The organism is Paenibacillus sedimenti (genome assembly GCF_014534655.1).
In the GTDB taxonomy this organism is placed as follows: domain Bacteria; phylum Bacillota; class Bacilli; order Paenibacillales; family NBRC-103111; genus Paenibacillus_E; species Paenibacillus_E sedimenti.
The window spans coordinates 1,031,873-1,054,025 of sequence record NZ_JACVVD010000001.1 but is presented as its reverse complement, the minus strand read 5'-3'; the positions used below and the strand labels follow the sequence as shown (position 1 = coordinate 1,054,025).

At 46.8% G+C, this 22,153-nt stretch carries 20 protein-coding genes and 1 other annotated feature; of the genes, 7 read left to right on the top strand and 13 right to left on the bottom strand.

Going from position 1 to position 22,153, the window contains the following annotated elements; genetic code table 11:
- Nucleotides 1–96: 96 nt before the first annotated feature.
- Nucleotides 97–537, bottom strand: a complete 441-nt coding sequence (locus ICC18_RS04145) for a CBS domain-containing protein (RefSeq protein ID WP_188173086.1) — start codon at nucleotides 535–537, stop codon at nucleotides 97–99.
- A gap of 111 nt (nucleotides 538–648) precedes the next feature.
- The gene (locus ICC18_RS04140; protein WP_188173085.1) at nucleotides 649–1,818 is read right to left on the bottom strand and encodes a M20 family metallopeptidase; all 1,170 of its coding nucleotides are present in this window, start codon (nucleotides 1,816–1,818) and stop codon (nucleotides 649–651) included.
- A 177-nt stretch (nucleotides 1,819–1,995) separates the two neighbouring features.
- Between ICC18_RS04140 and ICC18_RS04135 the strand changes: the two genes are divergently transcribed.
- On the top strand, nucleotides 1,996–2,343 hold the full coding sequence (locus ICC18_RS04135) for a YugN family protein (protein WP_188173084.1): 348 nt from the start codon (nucleotides 1,996–1,998) through the stop codon (nucleotides 2,341–2,343).
- A 13-nt stretch (nucleotides 2,344–2,356) separates the two neighbouring features.
- Nucleotides 2,357–3,523, top strand: a complete 1,167-nt coding sequence (gene ftsW / locus ICC18_RS04130; RefSeq protein ID WP_188173083.1) for a putative lipid II flippase FtsW — start codon at nucleotides 2,357–2,359, stop codon at nucleotides 3,521–3,523.
- A gap of 27 nt (nucleotides 3,524–3,550) precedes the next feature.
- Here the strand turns inward: ftsW and ICC18_RS04125 are convergent, their stop codons facing one another.
- The gene (locus ICC18_RS04125) at nucleotides 3,551–3,928 is read right to left on the bottom strand and encodes an Asp23/Gls24 family envelope stress response protein (RefSeq protein WP_188173082.1); all 378 of its coding nucleotides are present in this window, start codon (nucleotides 3,926–3,928) and stop codon (nucleotides 3,551–3,553) included.
- Nucleotides 3,929–4,095: 167 nt separating this feature from the next.
- Here ICC18_RS04125 and cax point away from each other — a divergent pair, with 167 nt between their 5' ends.
- Nucleotides 4,096–5,142 (top strand): calcium/proton exchanger, encoded by a 1,047-nt coding sequence (gene cax / locus ICC18_RS04120; protein ID WP_188173081.1) that lies wholly within the window; start codon nucleotides 4,096–4,098, stop codon nucleotides 5,140–5,142.
- A 47-nt stretch (nucleotides 5,143–5,189) separates the two neighbouring features.
- Here the strand turns inward: cax and ICC18_RS04115 are convergent, their stop codons facing one another.
- The 4 genes from ICC18_RS04115 to ICC18_RS04100 all read right to left on the bottom strand — a co-directional run bounded on the left by ICC18_RS04115 (nucleotide 5,190) and on the right by ICC18_RS04100 (nucleotide 8,823).
- The gene (locus ICC18_RS04115; protein WP_188173080.1) at nucleotides 5,190–5,477 is read right to left on the bottom strand and encodes an Fpa/YlaN family protein; all 288 of its coding nucleotides are present in this window, start codon (nucleotides 5,475–5,477) and stop codon (nucleotides 5,190–5,192) included.
- 124 nt (nucleotides 5,478–5,601) lie between these two features.
- A complete protein-coding gene (locus tag ICC18_RS04110) occupies nucleotides 5,602–5,850 on the bottom strand; it encodes an HPr family phosphocarrier protein (protein ID WP_188173079.1) in 249 nt (82 codons plus the stop codon).
- A 113-nt stretch (nucleotides 5,851–5,963) separates the two neighbouring features.
- Nucleotides 5,964–6,647 carry a TVP38/TMEM64 family protein gene (locus ICC18_RS04105; RefSeq protein ID WP_188173078.1) on the bottom strand — a complete coding sequence of 228 codons (684 nt, stop codon included), beginning with the start codon at nucleotides 6,645–6,647 and terminating at the stop codon, nucleotides 5,964–5,966.
- A gap of 187 nt (nucleotides 6,648–6,834) precedes the next feature.
- The gene (locus tag ICC18_RS04100) at nucleotides 6,835–8,823 is read right to left on the bottom strand and encodes a sensor domain-containing diguanylate cyclase (protein WP_223192271.1); all 1,989 of its coding nucleotides are present in this window, start codon (nucleotides 8,821–8,823) and stop codon (nucleotides 6,835–6,837) included.
- Between the two features lie 354 nt (nucleotides 8,824–9,177).
- On the opposite strand from ICC18_RS04100, the gene rpsD reads away from it, so the two are divergent.
- A complete protein-coding gene (gene rpsD / locus ICC18_RS04095) occupies nucleotides 9,178–9,777 on the top strand; it encodes a 30S ribosomal protein S4 (RefSeq protein WP_188173077.1) in 600 nt (199 codons plus the stop codon).
- Nucleotides 9,778–9,826: 49 nt separating this feature from the next.
- Here the strand turns inward: rpsD and tyrS are convergent, their stop codons facing one another.
- Complete coding sequence (gene tyrS / locus ICC18_RS04090; RefSeq protein ID WP_188173076.1) at nucleotides 9,827–11,089, bottom strand: tyrosine--tRNA ligase; 1,263 nt, start codon at nucleotides 11,087–11,089, stop codon at nucleotides 9,827–9,829.
- Nucleotides 11,090–11,139: 50 nt separating this feature from the next.
- Nucleotides 11,140–11,422 (bottom strand) — a binding site (T-box leader).
- A 129-nt stretch (nucleotides 11,423–11,551) separates the two neighbouring features.
- Here tyrS and ICC18_RS04085 point away from each other — a divergent pair.
- Complete coding sequence (locus ICC18_RS04085; protein ID WP_188173075.1) at nucleotides 11,552–14,716, top strand: transglycosylase domain-containing protein; 3,165 nt, start codon at nucleotides 11,552–11,554, stop codon at nucleotides 14,714–14,716.
- A gap of 113 nt (nucleotides 14,717–14,829) precedes the next feature.
- On the opposite strand, the gene acsA is transcribed toward ICC18_RS04085, so the two are convergent.
- The gene (acsA, locus tag ICC18_RS04080) at nucleotides 14,830–16,554 is read right to left on the bottom strand and encodes an acetate--CoA ligase (protein WP_188173074.1); all 1,725 of its coding nucleotides are present in this window, start codon (nucleotides 16,552–16,554) and stop codon (nucleotides 14,830–14,832) included.
- Nucleotides 16,555–16,838: 284 nt separating this feature from the next.
- Between acsA and ICC18_RS04075 the strand changes: the two genes are divergently transcribed.
- A complete protein-coding gene (locus tag ICC18_RS04075; protein ID WP_188173073.1) occupies nucleotides 16,839–17,477 on the top strand; it encodes a GNAT family N-acetyltransferase in 639 nt (212 codons plus the stop codon).
- Nucleotides 17,478–17,548: 71 nt separating this feature from the next.
- Nucleotides 17,549–18,730 (top strand): acetoin utilization protein AcuC, encoded by a 1,182-nt coding sequence (locus tag ICC18_RS04070; protein WP_188173226.1) that lies wholly within the window; start codon nucleotides 17,549–17,551, stop codon nucleotides 18,728–18,730.
- Between the two features lie 251 nt (nucleotides 18,731–18,981).
- Here ICC18_RS04070 and ICC18_RS04065 read toward each other — a convergent pair whose 3' ends face one another.
- The 4 genes from ICC18_RS04065 to ICC18_RS04050 form a co-directional block, all read right to left on the bottom strand.
- Nucleotides 18,982–19,683 carry a 5'-methylthioadenosine/adenosylhomocysteine nucleosidase gene (locus ICC18_RS04065; protein WP_188173072.1) on the bottom strand — a complete coding sequence of 234 codons (702 nt, stop codon included), beginning with the start codon at nucleotides 19,681–19,683 and terminating at the stop codon, nucleotides 18,982–18,984.
- Between the two features lie 102 nt (nucleotides 19,684–19,785).
- Nucleotides 19,786–20,790, bottom strand: coding sequence for a catabolite control protein A (gene ccpA / locus ICC18_RS04060; protein WP_188173071.1), 1,005 nt, complete (start codon nucleotides 20,788–20,790; stop codon nucleotides 19,786–19,788).
- A gap of 190 nt (nucleotides 20,791–20,980) precedes the next feature.
- Nucleotides 20,981–21,388, bottom strand: a complete 408-nt coding sequence (locus ICC18_RS04055) for a hypothetical protein (RefSeq protein ID WP_188173070.1) — start codon at nucleotides 21,386–21,388, stop codon at nucleotides 20,981–20,983.
- A gap of 136 nt (nucleotides 21,389–21,524) precedes the next feature.
- Nucleotides 21,525–22,055 carry a type 1 glutamine amidotransferase domain-containing protein gene (locus tag ICC18_RS04050; protein WP_188173069.1) on the bottom strand — a complete coding sequence of 177 codons (531 nt, stop codon included), beginning with the start codon at nucleotides 22,053–22,055 and terminating at the stop codon, nucleotides 21,525–21,527.
- Nucleotides 22,056–22,153: the final 98 nt, after the last annotated feature.

Below are 22,153 nucleotides of genomic sequence, written 5' to 3'. Positions count from 1 at the left end.
TTGACAGTTATATTTTTTCACAAAAAAAAGACCGGTCGCCTGGTCTTTGGCAAAATAATATCCGTTCCCTATGATGGAAACGGACGATATTCAATCTTATTTACTTCCTACCGGGGTTTTGTCGATAGAGATTTCGCTTAAAGCCTCACCTGCTTCATCGTCGAAAATGCTTCGTACAGCAAGGTCGCCAATCGCTACGACTCCGACAAGCTCGCCATTTACCACAACCGGCAGACGGCGAATTTGCTCCTTGGCCATAATTTTCGCTGCCTCGTCCACTGTCGTATCCGGGGTGATTGTGGTAACGTCTTTAGAAATAACCTGTTCAACCGCAGCCGATCCGGATCTTTTCTCGGCATAGCCGCGAATCACCAGGTCACGGTCGGTGACCACGCCTATTAATTTCTTGCCCTCAACTACCGGCACAAAGCCTATATCGTGCTGTTTCATTTTCAGTGCAATCTCGAATACGTTGTCCTGCAATGTAACGGTAACACAATCCTTCGCCATAATATCTTTGACTGTTCTGCCTGGCATATCCGTCATTCCTCCTCAAGAATTTTCGTTAAGACTCAGATTTCACGTTTGAGCTTGTAAGCCGCAGAAACCTGCTTCAAAGTTAGACTCTGTCGAAAACGGAGAAATGATTCATGCCATATAATCCAAAGCCATACCGAGAAGGAGCCTGGCTGAGTTCAGCATCGAACGCTCGTCAATATCAAATTTGGGATGATGATGCGGATGTATAATGCCGGCCTCTTCATTACCTGCACCGACAAACATATAACAGCCAGGTCTATGGTACAAATAATAGGAGAAGTCTTCACCGGCCATAATAAGCGGAGATTCATGAACTGCTTCCTCACCGAATAATGCCGTTCCGACTTTAAAAAAACGCTCTGCTTCATTCGTATCGTTGACAACAGGCGGATACCCCATCTTGTAGTCGAAGGTATACGATGCTTGAAACATGCTGCATGTGGAGTCGATAATTCGCTCCATACGTTTCATCACATCTTTTTGAAGCTCGGAATTAAACGTTCTGACCGTTCCGCTTAACGTACTTGTTTCAGCAATGACGTTAAAGCCGGTACCTGCATGAAAGGAGCCTATGCTGACCACGCAAGGCTCAACCGGATCCACTTGTCTGCTGACAATCGATTGAAGATTAACAACTAGCTGAGCGGCAGCGTGGATACTGTCGACTGCTTGATGCGGCAGGCCGCCATGTCCGCCTTTCCCTTGAACGCGAATCGTAAATTCATCAGGGGCGGCCATCATCGGACCTGATTTGGCGTAAACATGACCTATTGGAAACGGCGTCCATAAATGTACGCCGAACACTGCATCTACGCCTTCTAGCGCACCATCTTGAATCATAGCGTTGGCCCCGCCTGGCGTCGTCTCTTCAGCATGCTGAAAGAGGAAAACAAGATTACCTTGCAACTTACCGCGGTGCTGACTCGCTACTTTAGCAACACCGAGAAGCGTCGATGTATGAGCATCGTGGCCGCAGGCATGCATCACACCCTGAACAAGCGAGCTGTACTCGCAGTTTTTCTCATCCTGTATCGGCAGTGCATCCATATCCGCTCTAAGTGCGACAGTTGGTCCTTGACCATCACCGCGGAGCAGACCGACAACACCGTTTCCGCCTACCTGCGTACGCACTTCGATCCCCCAACTGCGCAAGTGATTGGCAACAAATTCAGCCGTGCGATATTCTTGGAATGAAAGCTCAGGATGTTGATGCAAATAACGTCTCCACTCAACCATCTCTTCGAAGCATTGCTGTAAACCGATCTCAAAATCGTTCATAGGGAAAATCCTCCGCTATCCTAAGTTATAACCTATTCTACCAAAATGAGAAGCACGTTTCATCTCTAAAGTGCCATCAAATAGTAGAAAATACAGTCAGTTATCGACTTGCAGAACCTTTAGAAACATACTATCATGAATAAAGAATGCATACGTACAATATGGAGGCGTTAATCTGTGATTATTGAAACAAAAGGCTTAAAAGGCTTAAAAAGCGACCTTGCTCATCTGGACGAAGTAACGACAAAACTTGGATTCGTGCGTTGGCAGTGGGAATATACCCGCGCGACCTACGACCTCAAAATTGAAGATAAAGCTGGCAAAGCCGTCTATTTCTTGCGCGTGAACGCTCGCGTTGAGTCCGGCAAATTGGAATCCCCTTATGCTGTTCTCTATTTGGAAGATGCTTACATAGGAAGAGAAACATTCCCTCACGGTTTGGATTACAACTCACCTGTACCTGAGTCCGTGATGAAAATCTCCACTCAAAAATTAGCCCAGCTGCAGCAGTTGCTAGCGGAATAAGCGGGGAATCGGCATGAATCCCCCTCGGAGAGGAACGCCGGATTTTCTGCTGCTTTTTTTGACCTTCGTGCTCGTTTGCTTTGGACTTGCGATGGTGTTCAGCGCAAGCTCGATGACTAGTGCCTTTTATGAAAAGTATAATAACGATCCATGGTTCTTTACCAAAAAGCAGTTGATCGCCGTGGGAATGGGCACGATCGGCATGCTGTTCTGCATGAATATCCATTACACCAAGTTTAAGAAGTTGGTCATACCTGCCTTCATTGTTACCGTTGTTTTGCTTATTTTCGTTATTTTTACTGAAAAGGCAAACGGAGCCGCCAGCTGGTTTAACATCGGTAAATTTGGTATCCAACCAACGGAATTCGCCAAATTAATGGTCATCATCTATTTGGCCTCTCTTATTAGCAATAAAGAGGAAAAGTTCCGGGACTTTAAAAAGGGGCTGCTCCCTGCCCTGCTAATTGTCGGATTTGTCAGCTTTCTCATCATGCTCCAACCCGATTTAGGCTCCTGTATGATTCTTCTTGCTTGCTCCGCTATCGTTATCTTTGTCGGCGGTTCGAATTTGAAGCATATTTTTACATTAGGGACAGGCCTTGCCGTAATCGGCGCCTTGGTTGTCAGCTTCTATTTATTAATGGGATCCGCGGTTGGTGACAGTTCTAAATACCGCGTGAATCGTCTGACATCTTTTCTCGATCCTTTTTCCGACCACTCCGATACAGGCTATCAGGTTGTCCAATCTTTATACGCTTTTGGCCACGGCGGGCTGTCAGGCGCAGGATTCGGTCAAGGTATTCAAAAGCTTCACTATCTGCCTGAAGCGCATAACGATTTTATTTTCGCCATTATCGGAGAAGAGCTTGGTTTCATCGGAAGCTCCTTGTTTATCCTTTTCTTCCTGTTCTTTATCTGGCGGGGCATTCTGGTCGCCGTTCGCAGTCCGGATATGTTCGGTATGGTGGCCGGCGTCGGCATCATGGGAATGTTTGCGTTCCAGGCTTTGATCAACATCGGCGGTGTGACGGGAGCGATACCGCTAACAGGTGTGACTCTGCCCTTCATATCTGCAGGCGGCTCCTCTATGATGGTCTGTCTGATCAGCATGGGTGTACTTCTTAGCATATCCCGCGAGCAGACACGCAAGGCCGATGCTCCAACCAAAAAAAGACCCTGATCGAGGATTTCGATAGGGTCTTTATTCTCATTTGACCCGATGCGGGTCTTCTACTTCTTCTTCTTTAAATGCAACGCCTTCCACTTTCACATTCACTTCGACGACGGATAGACCCGTCATATTCTCAACCGCTTCCCGAACGTTCTCCTGGAGATCCCGACATACGTCCTGAATCCGGGAACCGTAGTTAACAATAACTCGAAGATCGATGGCCGCTTCCACTTGACCCACTTCTACAGAGACGCCTCTTTGTACGTTCTTACCGCTCAGGCGCTTGGCTAAACCCTCCGAGATGCCGCCTGACATACCTGCAATTCCCGGTGTTTCCAGGGCTGCAAGTCCTGCGATGGTCGAAACTACGTCATCAGAAATACGAATTAAGCCGGTTTGATTGTCTTCGGACATACGGATCACTCCCTAAACTTGGTATAAATCTATTGTAATAAGTTCAAAAGATGAAAGCAAGAAATGCGGAATTCAATAAAGAACCGAATTTACTTTGCAGCCTAAAATCTGTATATTAAAGAAGTCAAAAAATGCCAGTCTCATTTTGCAAAGTCGGAGGGTTTGATTTGAAAGGAAAAATATTTAACATCGGTTTGATTGGTACTTTCGCGCTTAGCGGCGTGGCACATTACGCGCATTGGAACCAAACGCTCCAATTCGTCATTGCATCCATTGCGATCATTTTCGTAGCGGGTTTTCTCGGCAAAGCCACAGAAAGCGTAGCCCATTATGCAGGAGAACGTATAGGCGGATTTCTGAATGCGACATTCGGCAATGCCGCTGAGCTGATTATTGCGTTCTTTCTCGTAAAAGACGGATTGTTTGACGTCGTGAAAGCAAGCTTGACAGGGGCGATTATTGGGAATCTGCTGCTCGTTTTGGGACTCAGCGTCTTCGCAGGCGGCTTGAAGTTTAAAGAACAAACCTTTAACGTAAAACTCGCATCTCACAACTCTTCACTTATGCTTCTTGGTGTTATCGCCCTGTTTATACCAGCGATATTCGCAGGCGGCCTAACAACGAAGGAAACAACAAACATGAGCTTGATCGTAGCGATCTTACTCATAGCCGCTTACTTGCTGTGGTTGCTGTTCTCAATGGTTACGCACAAAAACGTGCTCGCTGACGAAGTCATTGAACATGGTGAGGCCGCATGGTCGAAGAAAACCTCGATCCTGTTTCTCATTTTGGCGACCGTTATGGTAGCCTTTACGAGTGAATGGCTAGTCGGAACATTGGAGGAAGTAACGCATAAATTCGGACTTTCCGAACTGTTCGTAGGCGCATTCTTGATCGCGATTATCGGAAACGCTGCCGAACATAGTGCAGCCGTGCTTATGGCGATGAAAAATAAAATGGGTGCAGCCGTCGAAATCGCGATCGGCAGCTCCTTGCAGATTGCTTTATTCGTAGCTCCTGTGTTAGTGCTCGTCAGCTTCTTTATGGGCGGAACGCCGATGAACATCGTATTCACCACATATGAGCTTGCAGCCATCGGTGTCGCCGTGTTCATCACCAAATCCATCGCGCAAGACGGATCAACCAATTGGTACGAGGGACTCCTGCTGCTTGTCGTCTACATCATCTTGGGCGTTGTGTTCTTCCTCGTATAAGTTCCCCCAAAATTCACGCAAACACAAAAAAAGTAACCCCTCGCGGGTTACTTTTTGGCATTTAGCGCTTCATATAGCTGAGCAAGATTACGTTCCAGCTTGCTGAGAATTTGTTTACCCGTCAATTCGGCAACGAGCCCCGCACGGATGGCAAAATCAATTTCTCTCGAAAGTCCGTACATTTGCGTATCGAGTACTTCTTCATACAGCGGACATTGACGAGTTGTCAAATTCTCCATCTGTACTTCGATCAGCTTTTCGATTTTATCTGCATCTTCTTGAAGAAGACTAAGCGCTTTTTGATTCAAATTAAGCATTAGATCAGATGAAGACATTCCAACTTTTCCCCCCATACGCTAAGTCATCCGTCCTTATATGATCTATATTAAGCGAAATTGCTCCAATATACAAGAGAAGGTACCCTCAGAGATTCTGAGAATACCTTCTTTTTCGTTCGGCTTATTCTTCTACAATGTTAACGCCTAGATTATGCTTGGAGAATACTTCGGCCATTGCTTTTTTCGCTTCTTCTGCATCAGGACCGTGCACATGCAAATCGTAGTTGCTGGAGCTTAGCAAAGTCGTGAACAAGCCCAGAATACTTTTCACATCGATATACTTATTATCATACTGAAGTACGATAGACGATCTGAATTTGTTAGCAGTTTGTGAAATCTCAACGATAGCAGCATTATTAGCACTTGGCATGTTACATTCCTCCATTTATTCACATATGAATCGGTCGCCTTGCTTCCTATATGATAACTTGGAAAGGTAGGAAAGCGCAACAACAAATTTCCTTCATTCTCCATTCGGAAACCTTACTTACGACTCGATGTAAGCACTTTCTTAATACTGCTGCCAATGACGATTAAAGCAACGAAGACAACCAGAAGCAGCAAGAGCCTTCCCTTATATTTATGGAAATGAAACAAATCATGAGCAATCATCGATTCCAAGAAAACGATTGGCAGTTTACCAATTAATGTGCCCCAAAGAAATTGATGAAAACGGATGCGCGTTAGTCCTGCAGCGAAATTAATCGCTGATGATGGGAGTATCGGAATCAATCTGCCCAGCAATACATATACAAAACCGTGTTTATCCATTCTCTCGCTAAATTGTGATACAAGGGGAAACTTTTGCAGTTTCTTTTCCACCCAAGCATGTCCATAATAACGTGCTATGAAAAATGAAACTACCGCTCCTAGGCAAGACATCGCATAATTGACAATAAAGCCCCATTCTATACCAAAAATCGCCACGTTCGTTCCGGCAACAAGCACGAAAGGAATAAACGGAAAAAAGGTCTGCAACAATATTAATGCCATCCCGATCCATTTGCCTGTCCAACCAAGATTCCTAAGATGCTCGGATAATTGTGACATATTGCTATGTGAAAGTTTAATGCCTACCTGGTTATAGAAGAAAAAATAAACCAAACTCAACACGAAGATGAGTACAATTCCAATTTGCAAAATCCGCACTTTATTTAAATACGACAAATTTCGACCATCCTTCCTGTAGACCCCAATTATTGTACCATGTTAAAGAAGGTTCAGGAAGAGGGATCTGGCTTTGGGGAGCCGATGCTGGTTCATTCATTTATGAAGCTTTCCCTTCTAATGGCAAAAATATGAGACGTGGGATATTGAAGAAGCACTGTCCTTAGACAAGTGCTTCGTTAGATGTCTAGCCGGCCTGGATTTGGTTCCGGCCATTGTGTTTGGCTTGATATAGGGCCATATCCGCTCGATAGAAAAGCGATTCCACGCTAATCTTATCCTCTTCCCAATTCCAGTCGGACACACCGCAAGAAACGGTAACCTGCGGGCTCGTCTCTTGTTGGACGCGAAGGCGGATTCGCTCTGCGATGCGTTGCGTCTGCTCCTTGCCCACTTGCGGTAAATAGACCGCCAGTTCTTCCCCGCCCCATCTGGCAGCGATATCGCTGTCACGGATACATGATTTTATGATCTGGCTGACTTGAATTAATATTTTATCGCCAACTTGGTGACCATACGTATCATTAACTCTTTTGAAGTTGTCGATGTCTACAACGATAAGCGACCCGCAGAAATCTTTTTTTTGCATCAGATTGGCCTGTTCGTCCAGGTAATGGCGCACATACAAACCAGTTAGATTATCCGTAATCACCATGCGCTTTACTTCAGCATGTAGGGATGCATTCGACATGGCGAGCCCAATGTGCCCGGACAGAACTTGCAACAGCTTGTAATTATCATACGAAAAGAAGTTAGGCTTACTATGAACTACAAGTATCACACCGACAACTTCCCCGTTCACGAGAATCGGCGAGCCGATCAGTGATCTGGAACCGGTTAATTCCATTAACTTGGAATTCACCTTGGAGCTGGCCCAGTAATCAGAAATAATGATCGGTTCTTTGGATGTATAGATGAGTCCGGAGAAGCCTTGATCAAGAGTGAAACTCTCGTGATACATCGCTGGAAGATTACTTGCTTGAACAATTAGCTTTTCATTCTGTTTATCCGTTTGCAAAATACAGCTATAGTCGGCACCAAAGATCGATAATAACTCACTGGATGCGAAATTAAATATTTCATTCAGCCGCAAGCTTTGATTCAATTGCTTTGTAATTTCGTTAATAAGACGAAGCTCGTTAATGAGCAAATTCGATTGCTCGTAGAGCTTAGCGTTTTCAAATGCTGATCCCGCCGTATCGGCCAATAATGAAATGAACTGCAAGTCGGATGCATGTATCAAATCATGCTCTGACTGCAGGTATAGAACGCCATATACGCCTTGTTTACCGGACAAAGGAACAGCGATATTGCCAACGCTCGGTCCTATGGCTTCAGAGGTAGGCTCGAAGATCAGATGCCCTTCCATAAAGGCGCGGGTACATATATCATCTTCTAAACTTTGAAAATTTAATGGTTTAACACGTAAATTCGTACTATCGTTATCTTGCGAAAGCAGTAAATCCACTTGAATCTTGGGATATACACTATGAATACTCTCTATGACTTCAGTTAACACTGAATCTACATCGATCTTGGCGTGCAGCTTCTTTGATGCTTCGAATAAAACATCCTGCTTCTTTGATTTCCGCTCATTTTGACGATTCAACTGCAAAATATATTCATATTTACTCCGTTCAACTAATACTTGTAAACTGCCCTGGAAAGAAATAACGAGTGTATACAGTAAGTTTGCTAATTCTTCTGGTTCTCTATATGATTGGGAAAAAAGTCCTAAATATCCAATTATATTGCCTTGAGCTTCTTGTACTGGAATGGAGGCGCCCGAGACCATTTTCAATTCACTTGAACCCATCTCATGCCCCGTCATGAACTGAAAAGTAGGGTCGTCAGCACAGCTGGCAAACGGATTTGCTCTTCTGACACTGGAATGCCAATAAGTTCCCGGCTGCAGCAAATAATTGGCAAGTTCAATAGCGTTTGCGCAAGAACTCATCACGCATAATTCCGAATCAACGCATAACAGCGCGGTTTGCGGCGGAATCATCGCTTGGCCGGCACCACCGAGCCATTCATTTAAAGTATCTTGCAACGCTTGTCGATAATCATTTCCGAAGTCGGAAAAATCGGCGGAAAGAATAAGTCCTTGACGAAAGAAATCTTCGAAGTGCTTCGCACGACTATGCTGTTGGTTACTACGAAGTAATTCGCTCATAGGCTTCTCCTCTCCCGAAAACTTACAACCCAATGTGTTTTTTCTAATTTCTATACCTATATATAATACTATTTTTCTATGCTTATTGCACTATTTTTTCGAATCGAGTCGAAGGAATGAGACTTGACACACTAGGTTGTTTTTTATAAAATTAGAAGTCGAGTACTAACATGATTTCGGTGAAAGCCATTTGTGATCACCCTCACTGATTTTGCTCCTGCCAAGACAGCGGCTGAACTACTCTTGCCAGGGAATCCTATCAATAGATTCGTAAGCAAAATCGGGCACATGTCTTCACCCTGACACCAAGAGATTTTATTAACTAAATGTGAAAAAGAAGGAGTTTTTCCTAACATGGCACGTTATACAGGTCCGAAATTTAAATTAAGCCGTCGTCTTGGCATTTCCTTGAGCGGCTCTGGCAAAGAATTGAAACGTCCTTTCCCTCCAGGTCAACATGGCCCGGGACAACGTAAAAAATTGAGCGGATACGGCGTTCAATTGCAAGAAAAACAAAAACTTCGTCACATGTACGGCTTGAACGAAAAACAATTCCGTAACCTGTTCGATAAAGCTTCCAAGCTAAAAGGTATCTCCGGTGAAAACTTCATGATTTTGCTTGAAAGCCGTTTGGACAACCTGGTTTACCGTCTTGGTCTTGCTAACTCCCGTGCAGGCGCTCGTCAATTAGTTGCTCACGGTCACGTAACTGTGAACGGCAAAAAAGTAGATATCCCGTCCTACATCGTATCTACTGGCGACGTTATCGGCCTTCGCGAAAGAAGTAAAGGTCTTTCCTCAGTGAAAGAAGCTCTTGCAAACCGTAACTACCTGCCAACTTACCTGGAGTTCACAGAGTCCAGCGTAGAAGGTAAATACATCCGTTTGCCAGAACGTTCAGAGCTTCCACAAGAAATTGACGAGAAACAAATCGTCGAGTTCTACAGCCGTTAATATTAAACCCCTTAGGGATTGCCCTAAGGGGTTTACTTTTTAAAATAACTTATTTGGCGAACTGAACAAGGTAGTAATTCTTTTTGCCGCGGCGGGCGATCAGGTAGGATTCGCCGAGTTTGCCGAGTTCATTAGCAGCTGCATCCACTTGCGTAATACGCACGCCATTTACCGTAACGGCTCCGCTCTCGATATCTTGACGCGCTTGACGTTTGGAAGGTGCTGCCCCAACTGCAATTAGCAGATCTACTAAAGCAATGTCATCTTGTTCTAAAGTCGTCGACGGTACATCCTTGAAGGCCTCTTCAATCTCGGAACGGGATAGCTCTTGAATATTGCCGCTAAACAAAGCCGCTGTTATGTTCAAAGAGCTTTGCAGCGCTTCTTCCCCATGCACCAGCTTCGTTACTTCTCGCGCCAGCACCTTTTGTGCTTCTCTCTTCTCCGGCTGTTGCTTCACCTCTTGCTCCAATCTCTCAATTTCTTCATGGCTGATGAAGGTGAAATATTTAAGGAAGCGCACGACATCATTGTCATCGGTGTTCACCCAGAACTGATAGAACTGGTATGGCGAAGTTTTGTCGGCATCCAGCCAGATGGCTCCGCCTTCCGTTTTACCGAATTTTTGACCATCGCTCTTTGTCACGAGCGGCAGTGTGATACCATAAGCGCGTTTGTCCGTCGTTTTGCCAATCAGTTCCAGACCCGCTGTTATGTTCCCCCACTGATCGCTGCCGCCAATTTGCAAGGAACAGTTTTTCGTTTGGCTCAGATTCAGGAAATCGTAAGCTTGCAATATCATGTAGCTGAATTCAGTGAAAGAAATACCTTTGCTAATCCGCGAATCCACGGAATCTTTGGCGAGCATGTAGTTCACCGTAAAGTTTTTGCCCACATCGCGCAGAAACTCGATCACATTGAGCGATCCGAGCCAGTCATAGTTGTTGACAAGTTCAGCCGGGTTGTCCAATTGCTCGGAGAAGTCCAGAAAACGAGACAATTGTCTCTTAATGCTCTGGGACCATGCTTCTACGACTTCAGGCCCGTTAAGCGTTCTCTCGTTCGCTTTACCGCTCGGGTCTCCGATCAACCCCGTTCCGCCGCCTACGAGGGCCAAGGGAACATGTCCCGCAAGCTGGAACCGTCGTAAAGTCAAAATCGGAAGCAAGCTGCCGATGTGCAAGCTATCCGCCGTTGGATCAAATCCGCAGTATAAGACGACTTTCTCCTCGCTCAGCTTTTTGTCGAGACCTTCCCGATCCGTAATTTGATGCAGCAAACCGCGAAACTCAAGATCCTTTAAAATACTCATGTTTATCCATCTCCTTTGTCTGAATACATGCAAAAAAGCCTTCTCATCCACAAAGGGACGAGAAGACTTGACTCGCGGTACCACCCTAATTAAAACAGCAGCTGCGTACATCTATACCGAGCATGTATAACCGTACGGCACTGACCATTTTCACTCAAGAACCGGTAACGGGGTTTACCCGGCAAACGCTACTGCTGCCGCGCAAACTGCTGCAGGTTCCCATTTGCTGCTCAAGACCGTAATTCACTAACATGCAGGTACCGGTTCGCACCTTCCACCGGCTCTCTGAAAGCATCCGCAAGTTACCTACTGCTGATCCATCCACGCATTTGTAACAAGTTATATCACAGCTTGCTAGTGTTGTCAAACCCTTGCAGCAGCTCTAATCGACGTTCATCATTACCGCAAAACAGGCAGATATGGTATACTATTACCGTTCATGTAAGGAGGATATTGGAACTTATGCGCAATTTTTTTACGAAATGGAACCGCCCTTGGGTGAGAACAACGTTCAAAGTAACATGGATTACCTTAAAGTGGACTCTTATTGCGGCCTTTCTGGCCGGGCTTGTTGGCGGCTTCGCAGCATTCGGATATGTTAGCGCTCTGGTCAAAAAAGACCCTGTACGCAGCCAGGATGCAATTCGCCAGCAAATGCAAGAAAATTCCGTTACAGGCTTTGCTTACTTTAATGACGACACCGTCATCGGCCAATTGCGAACGGAAGAAGACAGACGTCTCATCGCACTGGCAGATATTCCGCAAGTCGTGCTGGACGCCGTTCTGGCGATCGAAGACAAAGACTTCTACAACCATCGAGGCATTGATTTCCGCGGTCTTTACCGCGCAGTTACGCAGAAGCTCCTCAATGAGGAAGTCCAAACAGGCGGAAGTACAATCACTCAACAGCTTGCAAGACGGGTATTCCTAACGCTCGATCGCGACGACGGTCGTAAAGCCCGGGAGATCCTCCTCGCACTGCGAATGGAACGATTGATGTCCAAGGACGAAATTCTGTTGGCGTATTTAAACAAAATTCCATATGGTAACGGAGCTACCGGTTATAACCTTTACGGGATCAAGGCGGCAGCCAAAGGCTTGTTCAATATCGATGATTTAAACAATTTGAACGTAGCGCAAGCCGCTTACCTGGCCGGACTGCCTCAATCGCCTTCGCAGTACTCGGCATTCACAAGCAAGCCCTCCTTCGATGACGATAATTTCAAGAAAGCCGTCACGCGGCAGCAGCTTGTTCTCAAACGGATGTTGGAAGAAAAGAAAATCACGAACGATCAGTACCAGGAAGCGCTGAAATTCGATTTGAAAGCTTCGATGCCAGCCCCTTCGCAAAAGGCATATACGACGTATCCTTATCTGATGATTGAGACCGAAAGAGAAGCAGCAGAAATTCTGCTCAAAGTGCAGAATCCGGATCTCGATCCCAAGAAAGATTCAGCCGCTTACAATGAAGCGTTAAAAAACGTACAAGCACAACTGTTGCGCAGCGGATATCAAATTTATACAACGATTGATAAAACGATTTATGACTCCATGCATGATATTTCGAATAATGCAAAAAACTTTGCTCCAAAAGATGACAAAAAAGGCATCGAGCAAGTTGGAGCCATTATGATCGACAGCAAAACAGGCGCGATAAAAGGCATGATTGAAGGCCGCAATTTCTTTGATGAGCAGCTCAATCACGCTACGCAAGCTTTCAGACAGCCGGGTTCGACGATGAAACCGATCGCCGCATACATACCAGCTTTAGAAAAAGGCGCTATCCAGCCTGCGAGCGTACTGGACGATGTGCCTATCATTCTGAAAGATGGCGTCAAAGGCTTCCATCTACCGGAAAACTGGGATCATAAGTTCCATGGTTTGATGACGGCCAGAAGAGCATTAAACCAGTCCTACAACATCCCGGCGATCGACCTGTTTCTTAACAAAGTCGGTATGGATGAAGCCTGGAATTTCGCCAAGAAATTAGGGATCACTTCCATTCAAAAGGAAGATTATTACGCACAGACCGGGGTTATCGGCGGTTTAAGCCGAGGTACTTCCGTGAAAGAATTGACGGGCGCTTACGCATCCATTCCAAATAAGGGTGTTTTCAACGAACCCTACATGATACGCCAAATCAAAGATTCAAACGGCAAAATTATTTACGAACAGGAGCAAAAGCCTGTCAAAGTCTATTCCGAGCAATCCGCTTACCTGATAACCGATATGATGAAAACAGTCATAAGTCAGGGCACAGCAACAGATTTGATGAAAAAGTATAAGTCGTACGGCAAAATTGAAATCTCAGGAAAAACCGGTTCTACTCAAGACGATGCCGATGCGTGGTTCATGGGCTTTACACCGGATATTACGGTTGGCGTATGGATCGGTTATGACCAACCGATCCATAAATTGAGCGCCAAGACGCTCCAGACGCATCATGCCAAAGATATATGGGCGCACATCATGAACAGTACCATCGAGAAGAAACCTGATCTCTTCCCGAACAAGACGTTCGCGAAACCGGACGGCATCGTATCCGCTACCGTATCAAGTCTCTCAGGCAAGCTTCCGAGTGAATTAACGACGAAGGCTAATCATCTGGTAACCGATATTTTCAACAAAAAATATGTACCTACTGAAGAAGATAACGTCATGATGAACGCGAAAATCAGCACATACAACGGCCTGAATTACCTCGCGCAAGATGGTACGCCAGTTGATTTCGTGCAAGAGAAAACGGTCATTAAGCGGCAGAAATCGATTAGCCAGCTGCTAAAAGAAGTGGAAGAAGCGATGAGCAAGCTTCCTGAGAAGAGCAGAAAGCCGATTGGTAACTACAAGCCGACCGATTATGACGACGACGCTCCTTCCGAGGTCGATCCACGCGTCGACGATGGGAAAGCACCGGAAACGCCAACGACCGTTGTAGCTACCAAATCCGGCGATACAGCCGTCATAACCTTTCAGGCAAGTCCAAGCTCTGATATAGTCGGGTATCGCATCTATCGTTCCGACAATCATGGCGACAAATTTCAGCTTTTAGGCGGCAAGGTTGTCCTGGCAGGAGCGGAGACAAAGTTCACCGATCAAGTCCCTGCATCCAGCTTGATGGGTTACTATGTCACTGCAGTTGATGTTGCAGGCAAAGAATCGGCGCCAAGCCGTACCGCTTATACGGACGGAAGCTCGCTCGATACTTTATTCGTCCCTCCTGTTGACGGCAATGAAATTCCGGACCATACAAATCCGGGAACTGATAACGGCAATGAAGGAAACAACAACGGCTCTGAAGGTTCTGCAGGTGCTGGAAATACCAATAATGGCGGTGAGTCCACCAGCAAACCCAAGGACCTCCCTGCTGCTCCTACGGGCATTAAAGCGAAGGAAGACGGCGCTGGCCTTGTATTGACTTGGAAGGCCAATACTTCCAAAGACAAGGTCAAACAGTACAACGTCTATTACAGCGACAAAGAAAAAGGCACCTATGCGAAGCTTGGCTCTGTAAAGGGTGCCACGGAATATCATTATTACGCACCGGCGTACAATGGCTACTACAAAATAACTGCCGTGAACGACACAGGGGAATCAAAACCTTCTGCAGCCATTGCTTATAACAACTGACCGATCAAAGACTCGGGAAACCGGGTCTTTTGTTTTTAAGAAAAGATAAGCCCTCTTTCTACCGCAAGATGCGGAAAAAAGAGGGCTTGCTTGATTATCCGATTCGATTGCTTTTAATCTTCGATCGTGGACAAATCTCCTGTCGGCAAGTTGAGCTCCCATGCTTTCAAGACACGGCGCATAATTTTACCGCTGCGCGTCTTCGGCAGCTTATCTTTAAATTCGATCTCCCGAGGCGCTGCATGCGCAGAAAGGCCTTCTTTAACGAATTTGGAAATATCCGCTTTCAGCTCATCTGATGGAGTGAATCCTTCGCGCAGGGCGATGAAAGCTTTAATGATTTCGCCGCGCATCGGGTCAGGCTTACCGATTACGCCAGCTTCTGCGACGGCCGGATGCTCAACAAGCTTGCTCTCGACCTCAAACGGTCCTACGCGCTCGCCGGACGTATTGATTACGTCGTCCACACGACCTTGGAACCAGAAATATCCATCTTCATCCTGATAAGCGGAGTCTCCGGATACATACCAGCCCGTTAGACGGAAATACTCTTCGTATTTGGCCGGATTGTTCCAAATTTTACGCATCATGGACGGCCAAGGGGTTTTGATTGCCAAATTCCCCATCCGGTATGGAGGAAGAACGTTGCCGGCATCATCGATGATCGCGGCTTCCACACCTGGAATCGGACGGCCCATCGAGCCTGGCTTAATTGTCATGGAAGGATAATTACAAATCAATTGTCCGCCTGTTTCCGTCATCCACCATGTATCATGGATACGTTGGTTATATACTTTAAGTCCCCAACGAACAACTTCCGGATTGAGCGGTTCGCCCACGCTCAGGACGTGACGAAGCGAGGAAAGATCGAACTGTTTAACGACCTCGTCACCTGCGCCCATCAGCATGCGGAATGCCGTCGGAGCGCTGTACCAAACGGTCACTCCATATTTTTGAATCGTATTATACCAATCTTGAGGACTGAATCGTCCGCCACGAATGACATTCGTAGCCCCATTCAACCAAGGTGCGAAGATACCATACGAAGTGCCAGTGACCCAGCCTGGATCTGCCGTACACCAGTAGATATCATCTTCTTGCAGATCCAGTACAATTTTTCCGGTAAAATAGTGCTGCAGCATGGCGTTGTGCACATGGAAGACACCTTTTGGCTTGCCCGTTGATCCGGATGTGTAATGAATGATCAATCCGTCTTCACGATCGACCCACTCTATGTCCAGATCCGTAGAAGCTCCCTCCATTTGCTTGAAGAAATCCACTTGACCCTCGCCAAGCTCGATATCTTGACCAACTAGAATGACGTGTTTCAAATGAGGAAGTTCACTGACAGGAACGCGGGACAATAAGCTTGGCGTTGTGACGATCGCAACCGCTGCGCTGTCTTCCAAGCGATCCTTGACCGCCGTTTCCATAAAAGCTTCGAACAATGGACCTACGACTGCCCCAACTTTGATCGTACCTAGAAGCGCATAATACAGTTCCGGTGTACGGGGCATGAAAATAAAAACGCGCTCTCCTTTGCTAACGCCCAAATTGCGCAGCACGTTACCAAACTGATTTGATTTCGCTTTCATTTGTGCGAAGGTAATTGCTTCCTCGCGCTGATTGTCACTGTAGTACAGGGCAATCTTGTCCTTTTTGGAAGAATCCGCGTGACGATCAATCGCTTCATAAGCCAAGTTGATTTTACCGGTTTCAGACCAGGAAAAACTTTGTTCGATTTCTTTCCAATCAAACTCCGCACGAGTTTGCTCATAATTTTTCATGTTCGGGTTAGGGGATACCGCTTCAATGAGTTCGACTTTCATTTCCTCCATGTTCGTAAAACCCTCCTCACAGTTTTAAAACGCTTTCATTTTAGTGACTTTTTCACGCAAAATGTGATCACTTTTTGACATATTCTATTATATCATATAGTGAAATTTTCGCCTATGCCCAAATACGCATTTATTTCCAGTTACTTTAATGAGCAAACCTCTTCTTTGAAAGTTGTTTTCATGAAATCTAAACTTTATACTTTCTATTGTGGTAATATATTCTATGACCTTATTTGGAAAAGGAAAACTTCAACATGCTGTTTTTTAAAAGGAGAGCTAAGGTTATGCAGCATATCAAGAGGTATCACTCGCACAGCTTTCGCGCTGCTCCGAACCAACCCGAAATCGTCATTGAAGGCCCTGTTTCGCCGGAGAGCTTGCAGGATCTTACGATGCACGTCAAACTGGATGCCTTTCGCAAACCCAAAGAGCAGCTTGAGGCTTTAATCGAAATTGCCCGGCTGCCGGAAGGCCGCATTATATTGGCACGTGACGGCTCAACGATCGTCGGTTATGTCACTTTTCATTATCCTGACGAAATTGAACGGTGGTCGCAGGGCCATATGCAGGATTTAATCGAGCTTGGCGCTATTGAAGTTGCCGACGATTATCGTTCCGTTGGCTTAGGCAAAAAGATGATCCGCCTTGCTTTTGAAGACGAGCAACTCGAGAATGTAATTTGCTTCACAACGGAGTATTACTGGCATTGGGACCTGGAAACAAGCGGTTTAACCGTCTGGGAATATCGTCAGATGATGGAAAAGCTGATGAAATGCGTCGATATGGTCTGGTTCGCAACCGATGATCCCGAGATTTGCTCACATCCGGCTAACTGCCTGATGGTTCGGATCGGCAAAAAAGTGCCGCTCTCCTCCGTCGAGCAATTCGACCGCATTCGTTTTCAGCAGCGCTTCATGTATTGATCGTTCCGAAGAGCCATCGTCAGTTTAATTAAGCATTGTTTGCGAGTCTTGGGGGAGTATTGGATATGAAAATGAAACAATCTAGTCCCGTCTTCATCTACGATGTTCAGGAAATTAAATATAGATTTAACGAAGATCACCCTTTCAATCAAGACCGGCTCCTCATGACCGTTGACCTGCTTCGCAAAGCCGGCGCGCTCCCGGATGGCGCGCTGAGGCTGCCTCGGCCAGCTACGGATGCGGAGCTGCTGCAGGTTCATGCACCCGCTTACATCGAAGCTGTGAAAGCGCTTAGCTGCGCCGTTCCGGAGGATCGCTGGGTCCGGGAAGCGGCACGCTTCGGCCTCGATACCGACGACACGCCGTACTTCGCCGGGATGCACGAGATCACGGCGAAAGTCGTTGGCGGCTCCATCACCGCAGCGGAGCTGGTGATGTCCGGCGCCGCCCCGCACGCCCTCCATCTGGGCGGCGGGCTGCACCACGCCCTGCGCAGCAAGGGTGCGGGCTTTTGCGTCTACAACGACGCCTCGGCGGCGATTGCGCATGCCAAAGAGACGTACGGCGCGAAGGTGCTGTACGTCGATACGGACGTGCATCATGGGGATGGCGTGCAGTGGGCCTTCTACGCCGATCCCCAGGTATGCACGATGTCCATTCACGAGACGGGGAAATATTTATTCCCCGGCACGGGCGCCGTGAACGAACGGGGCGAAGGCGATGCATTCGGCACGAGCATTAACATCCCGGTGGAGCCTTACACCGAGGATGAATCGTGGCTGGAGTGCTTCGGTGAGGTGCTGACCGAGACCGTCGCCCGCTTCCGTCCGGACGTCATTGTCTCGCAGCATGGGTGCGACGCCCACGCCTACGACCCTCTCGCGCATGTACACTGCTCCATGCGCGTGTACAAGGCCATGCCCGAGCTGATCCACTCCCTTGCGCACCGGTGGTGCGAAGGTCGGTGGATTGCGCTCGGGGGCGGAGGGTACGACATCTGGCGCGTCGTACCAAGGGCCTGGAGCCTGCTCTGGCTCGTGATGAGCGAGCAGGCCGTCATACAGCAGCTGGATGCGCAGCATCAGCTGAGGCTGCCCCAGGCGTGGCTGGACGCCTGGCAGGGCAAGAGCCCGGTCCAGCTGCCTGATACGTGGCTGGACCCCGTTGACGCCTGGGCGCCGATTCCAAGGCGCCAAGTGATCACAGAGAAAAATCGGCAAACGAAAGAGATTGCCATGATGTATTTGAAATAAGCGAGCTATTATTCACGGTACTTTTTGCATACTGATCGTCTATTCTTGCATAATCGGCAAAAAAACAGGCACATTTTGCTGTAATATTTATTTAAGATGCAACCTTTATTCCCGGAACAGCAAAGCGATACGCTTGCGCATGGGGTGGGAACTGGGTTCGGACTCCTCAAATTTTATACTTTCTTATCTTTGATACAAAAAAAAGCTCAGGACCACTGCCAAACCGGCATGTCCTGAGCTTTTCTTTATCTCTATAGTTGTTTCACGATATCCTCAACCATTTTATAAGAATTCTCCGAAGCTTGCACCGTGAACTCAGCAAAGTTCACATGTGCCGAACCATCCGCTTTATCGGACATGGAGCGGATTACCACGAAGGGAATATGATGCATGGAGCATACCTGAGCCACGGAGGCACCTTCCATCTCTACACAAACGCCATCAAGTTCTTGGTGGAGTTGAGCAACGACTTCACGATTGGCAATAAACTGATCGCCGGATAACACCCTTCCCAGCTTCACTTTGCCGGCAAACAGTTTTTCTCCCGATGCCACGGCGAGTTCAACCAGTTTCCCATTCGCTTCATATGTGGATTTAGCTTCGTATGGAATGACGCCACGCGGAAAACCAAGCGCGGTAACATCCATATCATGCTGCAAGCATTCGCTCGACACGACGATGTCGCCGATGTTCAATGCCGGATCAAGAGCCCCGGCTACACCGGTAAAGATGATAGCCTCTACTCCAAATTCAGCAATCAGGATTTGCGTCGTCACAGCCGCATTCACTTTGCCCACGCCGGTTCTGCATACGACTACTTGTTTACCGAAGTATTCGCCTTCACGGAACGTAATTCCCGCTTTACCGGTTTCCTTCACACCGCTCATGTGAGAGAGCAGCAGCTCTATTTCTTCATTCATCGCTCCGATGAGCGCAATTTTGTTCCAAGTCATGTTCGGCAATCCTCTTTCCTTCTTTAAATGAGAAAACCTCTAGCGATGTCGCCTACTCATAAGCGACCGCGTCTAGAGGTTGTTGATCATGCGGCAGATTCCTTAAGACTGAGCCACAGATTGACGGTTAATGATCTCATGCGGCAAAATAACCTGCATATTGTCAGTCGACTCTTTGTTCATCAGCTTGGTCAGGAGACGCATAGACACGGCGCCGATGTCATACATAGGTTGAGCAACGGTCGTTAATGTCGGTCTTACCATGGAAGCCATACGGATGTTATCCACACTGATGACGGCGATATCTTGAGGAACTCTCAGGCCATTATCTTGAATCGTATGGATGGCTCCGATTGCCATCTCGTCTGTAGCCGAGAAGATCGCTGTCGGTCTAGGCGATAGCTCCAGAAAATGTTTGACGGCATCCACACTGGATTCGTAACGGTAGTTCCCGACACGTACATACTCATCACGAACGGAGATACCTGCTGCTTCCAAAGCTTTCTTATAGCCTTGATAACGAGCATAGCCGTTCGCTGGATCCTGCAGTGTACCGGAAATCATTGCGATATCACGGTGACCACTGGCAATCAACACATTCACAGCATCGAGCGCCGCTTTCTCGTGATCGATATCGACGGAAGGCATCGTGTTGTTCTCATCTTTCGTTCCACACAGTACAACAGGTACGGATGACGTACGGAATGCTTGAATATGATCCTCTGTGACGATGCCGCCCATGAACAACAGGCCATCAACCTGTTTTTCAAGTAACGTATTGATAACACGAATTTCTTTTTCTTTCTTCTTATCCGCATTACTCAAAATGATATTGTAATGATACATATTCGCGATATCTTCAATTCCACGTGCCACTTCGGCAAAAATAGAGTTGGAAATATCCGGAATGACAACGCCGACCGTTGTCGTTTTCTTGCTGGCAAGACCTCTCGCCACCGCATTTGGGCGGTAACCGAGCCGTTCAATCGCTTCAAAAACTTTTTTACGCGTCTGCGGCTTTACGTTCGGATTGTTATTGACAACCCTGGAAACGGTCGCCATCGAAACTCCTGCTTCTCTAGCTACATCATAAATGGTTACGGTCACGGTTACTCTCTCCATATTCAAAAGTATTCTGCGATCCTAGCATATTACAGTTATGATACGACAAATTTAGGCATCTTGCAATGAATATTGAAAATGCTTTGAAAATAATTGTACAGATTTTCATAATCATTTTCAAATGCAGCCGTGCGTAGAACAAAAGCCAACCTCCAAGGAGATTGGCTATGTACGTCTAAGTCGAGATTGTACTCTGCGTAATTTGCGATAACCGTTTGCGGATTTCTTCCGTCCAAGGCTCGTCACCAAGCGATTGGGCCAGCAGCAGGATGTCCAGAAGCTCGTTGATGCGTTCTTCAACGATTTTTTCCATAGAATCATTCATGTGCTCTTTTTCCGTCACTTTGAGCAGCAAATAGGCGATTTCCGATAGTTCATGAAAAAAGAATTGCTGCTTCTCAGGTTTACTCCCCAGCTTGCCGATCAAACTGGTCAATTCGGGTTTGACATGGGGGACTACTTCGCTTCTGCCGCATGCTTCACATGAGTAGATAGGCACATTTTCAATGTCGACTTTATTTTGATAAATCACCGTACGCAGACGAAGGTTCATCGTGCGTCCGCACTTGCAATACTTTTGCATCCTAAACACTCCTTCATGACAGGCGGCCTGTACTCGCTTTGCTTGTACTATGATATTCTACTATATCGGTCGATTTCCTTCCGGATTATAAGTAGTAGTTTTTGCCACCTATGGAAGACGGATGCTGATTTTCCTTCTATTTGTCGTACTTTGCTAGCTCATCCACAAAACGTTTGGAAAACGCGGGAAGATCCGGCGGGCGACGCCCGGAAATGATGTTCCGATCCACAACCACTTCCTCATCTACCCATGTGGCTCCCGCATTTTCGATGTCGTCACGAATGCCTGGCGTTGAAGTCAGTGTGTAGCCTTTTACGATTTTGGCTGAAATCAGCACCCAACCGGCATGGCAGATTTGTGCAATCGGCTTTGCAGCGGCGTGGAACTCCTGCGTAAGGCGGAGTACATCGGGGTAGCGGCGAAGCTTATCGGGCGCCCAGCCTCCAGGCACATAGAGACCTATATAATCTGACGATTTAACCTCGTCAAATGCGTAATCCGTCGTAATAGGAACACCATATTTGCCATGATAAACGGTCTTCGCCTTTGGTCCGACGATATCAACTTCAGCTCCAGACTCTCTTAGTCGCAGAACCGGATACCACATTTCCAGATCTTCAAATTCCTCATCAACAAACGCTAACACCTTTTTACCTGTTAATTCCATTTCATTTCCCTCCTAATGTTCATTGGGGCCCCCCGCAAAGTAATGTCTAAACTCTTATCGAAGCAATTCGGGAAGAATGACCGCTTTAAGTAGTGTGT

Coding starts and splice junctions, on each gene's coding strand:
- ICC18_RS04100 (WP_223192271.1), bottom strand. CDS start 8,823: ATGAGCGAATTACTTCGTAGTAACCAACAGCATAGTCGTGCGAAGCAC.
- ICC18_RS04110 (WP_188173079.1), bottom strand. CDS start 5,850: ATGCCAAGTGCTAATAATGCTGCTATCGTTGAGATTTCACAAACTGCT.
- ICC18_RS04075 (WP_188173073.1), top strand. CDS start 16,839: ATGCAGCATATCAAGAGGTATCACTCGCACAGCTTTCGCGCTGCTCCG.
- ICC18_RS04070 (WP_188173226.1), top strand. CDS start 17,549: ATGAAACAATCTAGTCCCGTCTTCATCTACGATGTTCAGGAAATTAAA.
- ftsW (WP_188173083.1), top strand. CDS start 2,357: ATGAATCCCCCTCGGAGAGGAACGCCGGATTTTCTGCTGCTTTTTTTG.
- ICC18_RS04050 (WP_188173069.1), bottom strand. CDS start 22,055: ATGGAATTAACAGGTAAAAAGGTGTTAGCGTTTGTTGATGAGGAATTT.
- rpsD (WP_188173077.1), top strand. CDS start 9,178: ATGGCACGTTATACAGGTCCGAAATTTAAATTAAGCCGTCGTCTTGGC.
- acsA (WP_188173074.1), bottom strand. CDS start 16,554: ATGGAGGAAATGAAAGTCGAACTCATTGAAGCGGTATCCCCTAACCCG.
- ICC18_RS04115 (WP_188173080.1), bottom strand. CDS start 5,477: ATGTCTTCATCTGATCTAATGCTTAATTTGAATCAAAAAGCGCTTAGT.
- ICC18_RS04145 (WP_188173086.1), bottom strand. CDS start 537: ATGCCAGGCAGAACAGTCAAAGATATTATGGCGAAGGATTGTGTTACC.
- ICC18_RS04085 (WP_188173075.1), top strand. CDS start 11,552: ATGCGCAATTTTTTTACGAAATGGAACCGCCCTTGGGTGAGAACAACG.
- ICC18_RS04125 (WP_188173082.1), bottom strand. CDS start 3,928: ATGTCCGAAGACAATCAAACCGGCTTAATTCGTATTTCTGATGACGTA.
- tyrS (WP_188173076.1), bottom strand. CDS start 11,089: ATGAGTATTTTAAAGGATCTTGAGTTTCGCGGTTTGCTGCATCAAATT.
- ICC18_RS04055 (WP_188173070.1), bottom strand. CDS start 21,388: ATGCAAAAGTATTGCAAGTGCGGACGCACGATGAACCTTCGTCTGCGT.
- ICC18_RS04065 (WP_188173072.1), bottom strand. CDS start 19,683: ATGACTTGGAACAAAATTGCGCTCATCGGAGCGATGAATGAAGAAATA.
- ICC18_RS04140 (WP_188173085.1), bottom strand. CDS start 1,818: ATGAACGATTTTGAGATCGGTTTACAGCAATGCTTCGAAGAGATGGTT.